The sequence below is a fragment of the Microbacterium sp. Y547 genome, assembly GCF_057669785.1.
Window position 1 is genome coordinate 96,111 of the sequence record NZ_JBYHFN010000002.1, and the last position, 13,323, is coordinate 109,433.

The window sequence follows — 13,323 nt, forward strand, 5'->3', positions numbered from 1 at the left end:
CCGGAGCGTCACGTCGTGGTGATCACGCGCGAACGTGTCTGCCCGATTCCACCCCCAGAGGAAGCAGTCACATGCCACACATGTCACAACCCCGGCGCGCTGCGGCACGCCGACGCCTTGCGGTCGGAGCGGCATTCGCCACCGCAGCGCTCGCCGCCGGCACCCTCGTCGCCGCCCCGGCTCAAGCCGCCGATCCCGTCACGGTCAACCTCGTGACGATGAACGACTTCCACGGCCGTATCGGGGCCGCCGCACCCGCCGGCGGCGCTGCCGCGCTGGCGACGGCCGTGAAGTCGTTCCGCGACGCCAACGACAACACGATCTTCGCTGCGGCGGGCGACTTGATCGGTGCGTCGACGTTCGAGTCCTTCATCCAGCAGGATCTGCCGACGATCGAGGCGCTCAACGCCGCGGGACTTGACGTCAGCGCGGCCGGAAACCACGAGTTCGACGGCGGGTGGGCCGACCTGCGTGATCGCGTGCAGAACGCCGCGGACTGGGAGTACATCAGCGCGAACGTCTGGGACACCGAGACCGATGACCATGCGCTGGCGCCGTACTGGGTGCGCACCGTCGACGGTGTGTCGGTCGGCTTCATCGGAGCGGTGACGGAAGACCTGCCGTCACTGGTCAACCCCGCAGGCATCGCGACGCTCGATGTGCGCCCGATCGTCTCGAGCGTCAACGCCGTCGCCGCCGATCTCAGCGATGGCGACGCCTCGAACGGGGAGGCCGATGTCGTCGTGCTGCTCGTGCACGAGGGTGCGGAGGACACCTCCTACGCGACGGCGACCGACCCGGCGACGGGCTTCGGCGCGATCGTGAACGGCGTGGGTCCCGAGGTCAACGCGATCGTCTCCGGGCACACCCACCTGGCGTATTCGCACGAAGTGCCCTACGCGGGGGACACGGGACTGCGGCCCGTCATCTCGTCGGGGCAGTACGGCGAGAAGTTCAGCAACATGGTCATCACGATCGACCCCGAGACGAAGACCGTGCAGTCGATGGACAACACCGTCTACAGCATGTACGACGCGGGGGGCGCGGCCGCCTACGTGCCCGACCCGACCGTGACGGCCATCGTCGATCAGGCGGTCGCCGACGCGGCTCAGCTCGGAGCCGCCCCGCTCGGCACTCTCTCGGCAGACATCAACCGCGCCAAGCTTCGCAACGGCACGACCGAGAACCGCGGCGCCGAATCGACGCTCGGCAACTTCGTCGCCGACGCGCAGCTGTGGGCCGTGCAGCGCACCGATCCGACGGCGCAGATCGCGTTCATGAACCCGGGGGGTCTGCGCACCGACATGACGTACGCTCCCGACGGTGTGCTCACGTACCGTGAGGCCGCGAACGTCCAGCCGTTCGCCAACACCCTCGTCGCATTGACCCTGACGGGGAGGCAGATCACCGCGCTGCTCGAGCAGCAGTGGCAGCCGGCCGGAGCCGCGCGACCCTTCCTCAAGCTCGGCATCTCGTCAGGGTTGACGTACACCTTCGACCCCGCGGCGCCCGAGGGCAGCCGCGTCGCGAACGTGCAGTTCGAGGGCGCTCCGATCGATCCCACGGCCGGATACCGCGTGGTGGCGAACTCGTTCCTGGCCTCGGGTGGGGACAACTTCGCCGTGTTCCCGGAGGGAACCGCGCGAGCAGACACCGGCCAGGCTGACCTCGCGGCGATGGTCGACTACATGGCCTTCGTCGGCACGGCCTCGCCCGACTACGCGCAGCGTTCGATCGGGCTCGCGCTGTCGGCACCGCCCGCGGGCGGCTACACCGCCGGCTCGACGATCGACGTCTCGCTCTCGTCACTGGACTTCTCGACGACCGAGCCGAAAGCCGACACGGTGTCGGTGGCGATCGGCGGCACCGTCGTCGGCACAGCGCCCGTGGATTCCACGGTGAGTGACGCGGTGCTCGACGTCACAGGAACCGCGAACCTGTCGGTCATCGTGCCGACCGGTGTGAGCGGCACGGTGCCGCTGACGATCACGACGCTGGCGGGAACGGCGATCGAGGTGCCGATCACGGTCGCCGAACCGGTCGCCAAGAGCGCGACGATCACGCTCGGAGTGCCGAGTCGGATCCTCGCCAAATACGGCGCGGCGATTCAGTACAACGTCGCCGTCATCGCCGGGAAAGGCGTTCCCGCGGGCGAGGTCGTGATCTTCGACGGCAACCGCCGCATTGCGACGGCGACCCTGACGGCGAAGGACCGCGGAGTCGTCTCGGTGAAGCTGCCCACCCTGAGTCGCGGGGTGCACCTGCTCTCGGCGACGTACGCCGGAAGCGACGCGCACGACACGTCGCAGAGCTTCCGTCTGCCCGTCATCGTGTGGTGACGAACGGTCGGTGACCGAATGGATGCCGCAGGCCCAGGCCGGCGGCATCCATTCGTCGTCCGTGCGGATTCGCGCGAGGCGAACACGCTTTCGATCCCATGTCCGAGGCCCCGCCTAAACTTGTCGGGTGCCCATCGTCCCCGTCGTCACGCCCGATCACACGCCCGGAGGCTCCGGTTCGAGCCACGTCGTCGCGCGTCCCTTCCCCGCGTCCGGACACGGGAGCGGCACGCTCAGCGTGCGCGGTGCTCGCGTGCACAACCTCAAGAACGTCGACCTCGACATCCCGCGCGATTCGCTCGTCGTCTTCACGGGTCTGTCCGGCTCGGGCAAGTCGAGCCTCGCGTTCGACACGATCTTCGCCGAGGGGCAGCGTCGCTACGTCGAATCACTGAGCGCCTACGCGCGGCAGTTCCTCGGACAGGTCGACCGCCCCGACGTCGACTTCATTGAAGGGCTCAGCCCTGCCGTGTCGATCGACCAGAAATCGACCAACCGCAACCCGCGCTCCACGGTCGGCACGATCACCGAGATCCACGACTACATGCGTCTGCTGTGGGCGCGCATCGGCGTGCCCCACTGCCCCGAGTGCGGCGAGCGCATCCAGCGGCAGACGGTGCAGCAGATCGCCGACCAGCTGATGGAGCTCCCCGAGCGCACGCGCTACCAGGTCGTCGCCCCCGTCGTATCCCAGAAGAAGGGCGAATTCGTCGACCTCTTCGCAGAGCTCGGCGCGAAGGGGTACGCCCGGGCGATCGTCGACGGCGAGCTCATCCAGCTCGCCGAGCCGCCGAAGCTCAAGAAGAGCTACAAGCACGACATCGCCGTCGTCGTCGACCGGCTCGTCGCGGGCCCGGACATCCTCAGCCGGGTCACCGATTCCGTCGAGACGGCACTGGGTCTGGCCGGCGGCATCGTGCAGGTCAATTTCGTCGACGAAGAGGGCGACGACGCGTGGCAGTCGTTCTCCGAGAAGCTCGCGTGCCCGAACGGCCACGCGCTGCAGCTGACCGAGATCGAGCCGCGCACCTTCTCGTTCAACGCGCCGTTCGGCGCCTGTCCCGCCTGCTCCGGGCTGGGTACCCGCATGTCGGTCGACGTCGAGCTCATGCTCGGTGATGAGGAGCTCTCGATCAGCGAGGGTGTCCTGGTGCCGTGGACGACGCAGGGCAAGGGGCTCTACCAGTACTACGAGCGGCTGCTCGAAGGCCTCGCACGCGACCTCGATTTCTCGCTCGATACGCCGTGGAAAGACCTGCCCGAATCGGTGCGCGAAGCCGTGCTGCGAGGCGAGGACTACAAAGTCTCCGTCAAATGGCGCAACCGCTACGGCCGTGAGATGCGTTACACGTCGGGGTTCGAGGGCGTCGTCCCATACATCGAACGGCAGTACCTGCAGGCCGAGTCCGACACGCAGCGGCAGCGGTGGTCCGAGTACCTGCGCGAAGTGCCGTGTCCGGTCTGCAACGGTGATCGACTCAAGCCCGAAGTCCTCGCGGTGCTCGTGCACGGCCACTCCATCGCCGATGCGTCGCGGTTGAGCCTCGCCGAGTCGCGGGAGTTCTTCGCGACGCTCGAACTGACCGAGCGCGAAGCGCAGATCGCTGCTGCCGTGCTGCGCGAGATCCGCGCACGCCTCGACTTCCTCCTCCAAGTGGGGCTCAACTATCTGAGTCTCGGCCGGTCGGCCGGCTCGCTGTCAGGCGGCGAAGCGCAGCGCATCCGCCTCGCGACGCAGATCGGCTCGGGGCTGACGGGCGTGCTGTACGTGCTCGATGAGCCCTCGATCGGCCTGCACCAGCGTGATAACCGACGGCTCATCGAGACCCTGGTCACTCTGCGCGACCTCGGCAACACCCTCATCGTCGTCGAGCACGACGAAGAGACGATCCACGCGGCCGACTGGGTCGTCGACATCGGGCCGCGTGCCGGTGTCGACGGCGGCGAGGTGGTGCACTCGGGTCCGCTCGCTTCGCTCCTCGAGGACTCCGCCTCGATCACGGGCGACTACCTCGCCGGGCGCCGCGAGATCCCGATCCCGGCGAAGCGGCGCAAGATCGACAAGAAGCGTCAGATCACGGTCGTCGGGGCGCGAGAGAACAACCTCAAGAACATCACGGTCGACTTCCCGCTCGGCGTGCTGACGGCCGTGACGGGTGTCAGCGGCTCGGGCAAGTCGACGCTGGTCAACGGCATCCTCTACGAAGTCCTCGCGAGCCGTCTCAACGGCGCACGCCGCGTCGCGGGCAAGCACACGCGCGTGACGGGGCTCGACAACCTCGACAAGGTCGTGCACGTCGACCAGGCGCCGATCGGACGCACACCCCGATCCAACCCCGCGACCTACACGGGCGTGTTCGACCGCGTCCGCTCGCTGTTCAGCGACACGCCCGAAGCAAAGGCTCGGGGCTACCAGCCCGGCCGGTTCAGCTTCAACGTGAAAGGCGGCCGGTGCGAGGCGTGCTCGGGCGACGGCACGATCAAGATCGAGATGAACTTCCTGCCCGATGTGTACGTCGATTGCGAGGTGTGCCATGGCAAGCGGTACAACCGCGACACGCTGTCGGTGCACTACAAGGGCAAGAACATCGCCGAAGTGCTCGAGATGCCGATCGCCGAGGCCGCCGAGTTCTTCGAGCCGATCCAGGCGATCCACCGCTACCTCAAGACCCTCGTCGATGTGGGTCTCGGCTACGTTCGACTCGGCCAGTCCGCCACGACGCTGTCCGGCGGTGAGGCGCAGCGCGTCAAGCTCGCGACAGAGCTGCAGCGCCGGTCGAACGGCCGCTCGATCTATGTGCTCGACGAGCCGACGACGGGTCTGCACTTCGAAGACGTCGCCCGCCTGCTCGAAGTGCTCAACAGCTTGGTCGACAAGGGCAACACCGTCATCGTGATCGAGCACAACCTCGACGTCATCAAGTCGGCCGACTGGGTCATCGACCTCGGTCCCGAGGGTGGCGCCGGCGGCGGCGAGGTCATCGCGACGGGCACGCCCGAGCGCGTCGCCCGTGCCGAGGGCAGCCACACCGGCGTCTTCCTCGCCGAAGTGCTCGAGGGTCAAGGACCGGGTATCCAGCGCAAGGCGGGCTGACGCATGACCCGATCCGTTCCCACGGTCGCGTACAAGCCGAAGCCGGGGGAGATCCCGACGAACCCCGGCGTCTACCGATTCCGTGACCGCGACGGACGGGTGCTCTACGTCGGCAAGGCGAAGAACCTGCGCGCACGGCTGTCGAACTACTTCGCTCCGTTGCACACGCTCCACGAGCGCACGCGGCGGATGGTCACGACCGCGGCCTCCGTCGAATGGACCGTCGTCGCGACCGACGTCGATTCGCTGCAGCTCGAATACCAGTGGATCAAGGAGTTCGATCCGCCGTTCAACGTTCGCTACCGCGACGACAAGTCGTACCCGTTCATGGCCGTCACCCTCGCCGACGAGGCGCCGCGCGTCCTCGTGACGCGCAATCGCCGGATCGCGGGGGCGAAGTACTTCGGGCCGTACCCGAAGGTGTGGGCCGTCCATGACACGATCGACCAACTCATCAAGGTCTTCCCGATCCGTACCTGCAGCGATGCGTCGTACAAGAAGGCGATGTCGACGGGGCGGCCGTGCTTCCCCGGTCAGATCGGCCGCTGCGGCGGCCCGTGCTCGATGCGCGTCACGATCGAGGAGCACCGCGCGGTCGTCGATGACTTCGTCGCGTTCATGGCTGGCGGCGACCAGCGGTTCACGCGCGACTTGACCGCCCGCATGCGCGAGGCCGCCGCAGCGATGGACTACGAAGCGGCCGCCGTCTACCGCGACCGGCTGCAGGCGATCGACGCCGTCTTGAACAAGAGCGCCCTCGTGCTGGCCGAAGACACCGACGCCGACCTGTTCGGCATCGCCGAAGACGAACTCGCCGCCGCCGTGCAGCATTTCGTCATCCGGGGCGGGCGCGTGCGCGGCGTGCGAGCGACGACCCTCGAGAAAGAGCTCGACATCTCGGGCGGGGACCTCGTCGACCAGGTCCTGCAGCGCGCCTACGGCGACGCCGCCGGTGCTGACATCCCGCGGCAGGTGCTCGTGCCTTCGATGCCCGAGGACGCGACCGAGCTCGAGACCTGGCTGCGTGAGCGACGCGGTCGGAACGTGTCGATCCAGATCGCGCAGCGCGGACGCAAAGCCGAGCTGATGAAGACCGCGACGCTCAACGCCCAGCAGGCCCTCATGCTGCACAAGACCCGGCGCACGAGCGACTACGTCGCCCGCACGCAGGCGCTCACCGATCTGCAGGAGGCGCTCGGAATCGCCGAGGCCCCCCTTCGGATCGAGTGCTTCGATGTGTCGCACCTGAGCGGGACGAACGTCGTCGCCTCGATGGTCGTGTTCGAAGACGGCCTGCCCCGCAAGGACCAGTACCGGTCGTTCGGCATTCCCGAGACGACGGATGACACCGACTCGCTCTACCAGGTGCTGACGCGACGTCTGGCGTATCTCGATCGGCCCGAGGCGCGCGACCCTTCACCGGGCTCCGGCAACGACGACGCGGGATCAGCGGCCGAGGGCGCAGACGCAGCGGCAGGGGAGCGGAAGCGGCCTCGGTTCGCGTACCGTCCGCAGCTGCTCGTCGTCGACGGCGGCAAGCCCCAGGTCGAGGCGGCTGCCCGTGCGCTGCACGATGCCGGGCGTGCCGAGATCGCGCTGTGCGGTATCGCCAAGCGGCTCGAAGAGGTGTGGCTTCCGGGTGAGGATTTCCCGGTGATCCTGCCGCGCACGAGCGAGGCGCTCTACCTCCTGCAGCGGCTTCGCGACGAAGCCCACCGTTTCGCGATCTCGCACCAGCGCAAGCGACGTCGACGCGACATCCAGAGCGTACTGGCCGAGGTCCCGGGCCTCGGCGAGACGAGGATCAAAGCGCTTCTGCGCCACTTCGGCTCGGTCACGGCGTTGAAGGCGGCGAGCCCCGAAGAGATCTCGGAGCTGCCGGGCATCGGCCCCAAGCTCGCCGGGACGATCCACGCCCACCTCGCGACTCGATAGGCTGAGTTCCTGGACGGGGGGCTTATGAGCGACGATTCCCGGCGTGACGCCGGTGAAGTGCTGATCGTGACGGGGCTGTCCGGTGCCGGTCGGTCCACGGCTGCGAACGCGCTCGAAGACCTCGACTGGTACGTCGTCGACAACCTCCCGCCGCAGATGTTCAAGCCCCTGCTCGATCTGACCGAGATCGCGGGTGAGGCGCTGCCCAAGGTCGCCGTCGTCGTCGACGCGCGCGGCCGCGACATCTTCTCCGAGCTTCCCGAGGTGATGCGGACGCTGCGCGAGCGCCGCCCCGTCCGGTCGATCTTCCTCGATGCATCCGACGACGTGCTCGTGCGACGCTTCGAGGCGGTGCGCCGCCCGCACCCGCTGCAGGGCGACGGCACCATCCTCGACGGCATCCGGCAGGAGCGCGAACGACTCGCGCCCGTGCGCGAGCGGGCGGACATCATCGTCGACACGTCGCTGCTCAACGTGCATCAGCTGTCGACGCGCGTCGTCGATCTCTTCTCCGAAGAAGGCGCGGCGCGGCACACGCTCACGATCATGAGCTTCGGTTTCAAGTACGGTCTGCCTCCTGACGCCGACATCGTCGCCGACATGCGATTCCTCCCGAACCCGTTCTGGCAAGAGGACCTGCGCGCCCTCACGGGCGAAGACCCACGGGTGCGCGACTACGTGCTGAGCCAGCAGGGCGCCGAGCAGTTCATCGACTCCTACGCCGAGTCGCTCGTGCCCGTGCTCGAGGGGTATCAGCGCGAGAACAAGCGGCACTCCGTCGTCGCGATCGGATGCACGGGAGGCAAGCACCGCTCGGTCGTGATGTCGCGTGAGCTCGCGAGCCGGCTGTCGAAGGTTTCCGGCGTCGCCGTGCGCATCAAGCACCGCGACCTCGGGAGGGAGTGAGCGGCGGTCGACGACTCCGCGCGAGAGTAAGCTGGACGATCGTCCCCGTTCCCATCTGTGAGGAGAGACGTGTCGCTGACCGCCGACGTGAAGGCCGAACTGATCACCGTGAGGGATCCGCGCCCGTCGGCCCGTGTCGCCGAGCTGACCGCGCTCCTGCGGTTCTCGGGCGGGCTCCACTCGATCGCCAACCGCGTGGCTGTCGAGGCTGAACTCGACTCCGACCGTCTCGCACGTCGCGTCGCCCGTGAGTTGATGGAGATCTACGGCGTGCGGCCCGAACTCGTGCACGTGCAGGGCTCCGGCGGACGCTCCGGCAACAACTTCGCCGTGCGGGTCATCGACGGCGGTGAGACGCTCGCGCGCCAGACGGGTCTGCTCGATCAGCGCCGCCGACCCGTGCGCGGCCTGCCGAACAAGCTCACGACCGGCGCGCGACCCGACCTGGCCGCCATCTGGCGGGGCGCCTTCCTCGCAGCAGGCTCGCTGAGCGACCCCGGCCGCTCGGCCGCGCTCGAGATCACGTGTCCCGCGCCCGAAGCGGCCATGGCGCTCGTCGGTGCCGCGCACCGTCTCGGCATCCCCGCCAAGGCGCGCGAAGTGCGCGGCGTGCCGCGCGTCGTCGTCCGCGAGGGCGAAGCCATCCGGCTCGCGCTGGCCGAGATGGGCGCTGTCCGGGCGGCCGCGGACTGGGATCAGATGCGTCAGCGTCGCGAGGTGCGCGCCGGGGTCAACCGTCTCGTCAACTTCGACGACGCGAACCTGCGGCGGTCCGCCCAGGCAGCCGTCGCTGCGTGCGCGCGAGTCGAGCGAGCGCTCGAGATCCTGGGCGACGAGGTGCCTGATCACCTGCGTGAGGCAGGGGAGCTGCGTCTCGCACACCGCGATGCCAGCCTCGACGAACTCGGGCACCACGCCGATCCGCCGCTCACGAAAGACGCCGTCGCCGGCCGCATCCGCAGACTCCTCGCGATGGCCGACAAGAAGGCCGAACAGGACGAGATCCCCGGCACCGAATCGGCCGTTCCGCTCGGCGGCGAGGACTGACGCGCTCCGGTTCACCAGAGCGCATGCGCCGCAAGCCCCCGCCGGGTCTGCTGTGGCTCAGTAGGATGAAACGGTCACCCCCGCCGCAGGACGCCTTCGCGTTCACGGTGCCGACAGGAAGAAGAGAACATGGCGACCTACACGCTTCCCGACCTCCCGTACGACTACGCAGCGCTTGAGCCGCACATCAGTGCGACGATCATGCAGCTGCACCACGACAAGCACCACCAGGCCTACGTGACCGGCGCGAACACTGCTCTCGAGCAGCTCGCCGAGGCGCGTGACAAGGGCGACTTCTCGAACGTGAACAAGCTCGAGAAGGACCTCGCGTTCAACCTCGGCGGCCACACGAACCACTCGATCTTCTGGAAGAACCTCTCGCCGAACGGCGGAGACAAGCCCACGGGTGACCTCGAGTCCGCGATCGACGATCACTTCGGGTCGTTCGACAAGTTCCAGGCTCACTTCGGCGCAGCCGCGCTCGGCGTGCAGGGATCGGGCTGGGCAGGCCTGTTCTGGGACTCGATCGGCGAGAACCTCATCATCCAGCAGTTCTTCGACCAGCAGTCGCAGTTCGCGGCGGGCACCGTGCCGCTTCTGCTCCTGGATGTGTGGGAGCACGCGTACTACCTCGACTACAAGAACGTGCGTGCCGACTACGTCAAGGCGTTCTGGAACATCGCCAACTGGGACGACGTGCAGCGTCGCTTCGCGACGGCGCGCGAGAAGACCGCAGGTCTGCTCGTCTGAGCTTTTCTGTAACCGCCCGGCGCCACCGCGCCGGGCGGTTTTTTCTGTCCGGCCCTACTCGCGGGGTGCACCCTGCGCTAGGGTCGGAGGCGGCGAGGATGCCCCGGTGGCCCCGTCATGCGGGCTGGTGGGAACATCCTTCCGTTCAAGGGAGATCGCGTGACAGGGACGCCGATCCGGGCCCCGGCGCGACGAGAAAACGGGAGATACCGTGACCGTCAAGATCGGCATCAACGGCTTCGGCCGCATCGGACGCAACTACCTCCGCGCAGCGCTCGCTCAGGGCGCGGACGTGGACATCGTCGCGGTGAACGACCTCACTGACAACAAGACGCTTGCCCACCTGCTCAAATACGACTCGATCCTCGGTCGACTCGACGCGGACGTGTCGCACAGCGCAGACTCGATCACGGTCGGCGACAAGACGATCAAGGTCTTCGAAGAGCGCGACCCGGCGAACCTGCCGTGGGGCGACCTCGGGGTCGACATCGTGATCGAGTCGACGGGTCGCTTCACGAACGCGGACGACGCGCGAAAGCACATCGAGGGCGGCGCCAAGAAGGTGCTCATCTCGGCACCCGCGAAGGGCGAGGACGGCACGTTCGTCATGGGCGTGAACGAGCAGGACTACGACCCCGCGACCATGAACATCATCTCGAACGCGTCGTGCACCACGAACTGCCTCGCGCCGATGGCGAAGGTGTTCAACGACGAGTTCGGCATCAAGCGCGGCCTCATGACGACGGTGCACGCGTACACGGCCGACCAGAACCTGCAGGACGGCCCGCACCGGGACCTGCGCCGCGCGCGTGCTGCGGCCCTCAACATCGTCCCCACCTCCACCGGCGCAGCCAAGGCGATCGGCCTCGTGCTGCCCGAGCTCAAGGGCAAGCTCGACGGCTTCGCGCTGCGCGTGCCGGTGCCGACGGGCTCGGCCACCGATTTGACGATCGAGACGCGTGACGGCGTCACGGTCGAACAGATCAAGGCGGCGTACAAGGCAGCCGCAGAGGGACCGCTCAAGGGCATCCTGAAGTACACCGAAGACGAGATCGTCTCGAGCGACATCGTGACCGATCCGCACTCGTGCATCTTCGACGCGGGCCTCATCCGCATCATGGGCAACCAGGTGAAGATCGTCGGCTGGTACGACAACGAGTGGGGATACGCGAACCGTCTCGTCGACCTCACCGAGTACGTCGCCGATCGTCTCTAGGATCGTCCTATGACCCTGCGCACCATTGATTCGCTCGGGACGCTCGCTGGCAAGCGCGTCATCGTTCGCTGCGACCTGAACGTGCCCCTCAAGGGCGGCGTGATCGGCGACGACGGCCGCGTGCGAGCCTCGCTGCCCACGCTCAACGCCCTCATCAACCAGGGTGCCCGGGTGGTGGTCTGCTCGCACCTCGGCCGGCCCGGCGGCAAGCCCGACCCCGCGTACAGCCTCGAGCCGGTCGCACAGCGGCTGTCCGAACTGCTCGGCAAGCCCGTCGCGTTCGCGCGCGACACCGTGGGCGATTCCGCCCACGAGGCCGTCGCGGCCCTCGAAGAGGGCGACGTCGCCGTGATCGAGAATCTGCGGTTCGAGCCGGGTGAGACATCGAAGGATGCCGCCGAGCGCCGCGCCTTCGCGGAACAGCTGGCGAGCCTGGGCGACGCGCTCGTCTCGGACGGGTTCGGCGTCGTGCACCGCAAGCAGGCTTCGGTCTACGAGCTCGCCGAGCTGCTGCCCAGCGCTGCGGGGCTGCTGATCGAGAACGAGGTGGATGTGCTCGATCGCCTCACTGAGAACCCGCAGCGGCCGTACACGGTCGTGCTCGGCGGATCCAAGGTGAGCGACAAGCTCGGCGTCATCGAGCACCTGCTGCCGCGCGTGGACCGGCTGCTCGTCGGCGGCGGCATGATGTACACGTTCCTTGCCGCCGAGGGCTACTCCGTCGGGGCCAGCCTGCTCGAAGCGGACCAGCTCGAGACAGTGAAGAACTACATCGCCGCAGCGAAGCAGCACGGTGTTCAGCTCGTGCTGCCCGTCGACGTCGTCATGGCCGAGTCGTTCGCCGCGGATGCGGCGCACGTCGTCGCCGACGTGGCGCACCTCGAGGACACCCCCTACGGCTCTTCGGGCATGGGGCTCGACATCGGTCCGCGTACCGCGGTCACGTTCGCCGACGTCATCCGCGAATCCGCGACGGTGTTCTGGAACGGCCCCATGGGGGTCTTCGAGATGCCGGCGTTCGCTGCCGGAACCAAGGCCGTCGCGAAGGCGCTCACCGAGGTCGACGGTCTGTCCGTCGTCGGAGGCGGGGACTCCGCAGCGGCCGTGCGGCAGCTGGGCTTCACCGACGAGGAGTTCGGCCACATCTCGACCGGGGGCGGGGCGAGCCTCGAGTTCCTCGAAGGCAAGAAACTTCCCGGACTGGAGGTCCTCGGATGGCAGTGACGACACGCACTCCGCTCATTGCGGGCAACTGGAAGATGAACCTCGACCATCTGCAGGCGGTCGCGTTCGTTCAGAAGCTGCACTGGGCGCTCAAGGACGCCAAGCACGAAGACGGGTCGGTCGAGGTGGCGGTGTTCCCGCCGTTCACCGACATCCGCACGGTGCAGACCCTCATCGACGCCGACAAGATCCCGTTCGCCCTCGGTGCCCAGGATCTGTCCGCGCACGATTCGGGCGCGTACACGGGCGAGATCTCGGGGGCGTTCCTTGCCAAGCTCGACAACGCGTACGTCATCATCGGCCACTCCGAGCGGCGTCAGTACCACGACGAGACCGACGAGATCGTGGCTGCCAAGGTGAAGGCGGCCCTGCGTCACGGCATCGCCCCGGTCATCTGCGTCGGCGAGACGTCCGAAGACCTCGAAAAGTTCGGCGCGAGCGCCGTGCCCGTCGGCCAGCTCGAGGTGGCCCTCGAGGGCGTCGCACCCGAGGCTGACATCGTCGTGGCGTACGAGCCGGTCTGGGCGATCGGCTCGGGACAGGCTGCGACGCCCGAGCAGGCTCAGGAGGTCTGCGCCCAGCTCCGTCAGGTCGTGGCCGCGAAGCTGGGCGCCGAGGCCGCCGCCCGCACACGCATCCTCTACGGCGGGTCGGTCAAAGCCGCCAACATCGCGAGCTTCATGCGCGAACCCGATGTCGACGGGGCTCTCGTCGGTGGAGCGAGTCTCGTCGTCGACGAGTTCGCCGCAATCATCCGATTCCAGAAGCACGTCGGTGTCTGAATGATGTGACAGGCGCCGTCGGCGATCCGA

At 67.9% G+C, this 13,323-nt stretch carries 9 protein-coding genes; all 9 read left to right on the forward strand.

All coding sequences use genetic code 11. The annotated features are described in order from the left end of the window. Positions 1 to 80 precede the first annotated feature (80 nt). The 9 genes from AC25Y0_RS03445 (at position 81) to tpiA (ending at position 13,293) form a co-directional block, all read left to right on the forward strand. Positions 81 to 2,339 carry a 5'-nucleotidase C-terminal domain-containing protein gene (locus tag AC25Y0_RS03445; protein ID WP_488122990.1) on the forward strand — a complete coding sequence of 753 codons (2,259 nt, stop codon included), beginning with the start codon at positions 81 to 83 and terminating at the stop codon, positions 2,337 to 2,339. Between the two features lie 238 nt (positions 2,340 to 2,577). After that, a complete protein-coding gene (uvrA, locus tag AC25Y0_RS03450; RefSeq protein WP_488123424.1) occupies positions 2,578 to 5,433 on the forward strand; it encodes an excinuclease ABC subunit UvrA in 2,856 nt (951 codons plus the stop codon). 3 nt (positions 5,434 to 5,436) lie between these two features. Beyond that, positions 5,437 to 7,368 carry an excinuclease ABC subunit UvrC gene (gene uvrC, locus AC25Y0_RS03455; RefSeq protein ID WP_488122991.1) on the forward strand — a complete coding sequence of 644 codons (1,932 nt, stop codon included), beginning with the start codon at positions 5,437 to 5,439 and terminating at the stop codon, positions 7,366 to 7,368. A 24-nt stretch (positions 7,369 to 7,392) separates the two neighbouring features. Beyond that, complete coding sequence (rapZ, locus tag AC25Y0_RS03460; protein WP_488122992.1) at positions 7,393 to 8,274, forward strand: RNase adapter RapZ; 882 nt, start codon at positions 7,393 to 7,395, stop codon at positions 8,272 to 8,274. A 69-nt stretch (positions 8,275 to 8,343) separates the two neighbouring features. Next, positions 8,344 to 9,321, forward strand: a complete 978-nt coding sequence (whiA, locus tag AC25Y0_RS03465) for a DNA-binding protein WhiA (protein WP_488122993.1) — start codon at positions 8,344 to 8,346, stop codon at positions 9,319 to 9,321. 129 nt (positions 9,322 to 9,450) lie between these two features. Continuing rightward, positions 9,451 to 10,071, forward strand: a complete 621-nt coding sequence (locus AC25Y0_RS03470) for a superoxide dismutase (RefSeq protein WP_488122994.1) — start codon at positions 9,451 to 9,453, stop codon at positions 10,069 to 10,071. 211 nt (positions 10,072 to 10,282) lie between these two features. After that, positions 10,283 to 11,287 carry a type I glyceraldehyde-3-phosphate dehydrogenase gene (gene gap / locus AC25Y0_RS03475; RefSeq protein WP_488122995.1) on the forward strand — a complete coding sequence of 335 codons (1,005 nt, stop codon included), beginning with the start codon at positions 10,283 to 10,285 and terminating at the stop codon, positions 11,285 to 11,287. A gap of 9 nt (positions 11,288 to 11,296) precedes the next feature. After that, positions 11,297 to 12,511: a phosphoglycerate kinase gene (locus AC25Y0_RS03480; protein ID WP_488122996.1), complete on the forward strand. Its 1,215-nt coding sequence runs from the start codon at positions 11,297 to 11,299 to the stop codon at positions 12,509 to 12,511. Beyond that, positions 12,502 to 13,293 (forward strand): triose-phosphate isomerase, encoded by a 792-nt coding sequence (tpiA, locus tag AC25Y0_RS03485; protein WP_488122997.1) that lies wholly within the window; start codon positions 12,502 to 12,504, stop codon positions 13,291 to 13,293. The genes AC25Y0_RS03480 and tpiA overlap by 10 nt, the downstream gene beginning before the upstream one ends. Positions 13,294 to 13,323: the final 30 nt, after the last annotated feature.

Coding starts and splice junctions, on each gene's coding strand:
- AC25Y0_RS03480 (WP_488122996.1), top strand. CDS start 11,297: ATGACCCTGCGCACCATTGATTCGCTCGGGACGCTCGCTGGCAAGCGC.
- tpiA (WP_488122997.1), top strand. CDS start 12,502: ATGGCAGTGACGACACGCACTCCGCTCATTGCGGGCAACTGGAAGATG.
- AC25Y0_RS03445 (WP_488122990.1), top strand. CDS start 81: ATGTCACAACCCCGGCGCGCTGCGGCACGCCGACGCCTTGCGGTCGGA.
- rapZ (WP_488122992.1), top strand. CDS start 7,393: ATGAGCGACGATTCCCGGCGTGACGCCGGTGAAGTGCTGATCGTGACG.
- uvrC (WP_488122991.1), top strand. CDS start 5,437: ATGACCCGATCCGTTCCCACGGTCGCGTACAAGCCGAAGCCGGGGGAG.
- AC25Y0_RS03470 (WP_488122994.1), top strand. CDS start 9,451: ATGGCGACCTACACGCTTCCCGACCTCCCGTACGACTACGCAGCGCTT.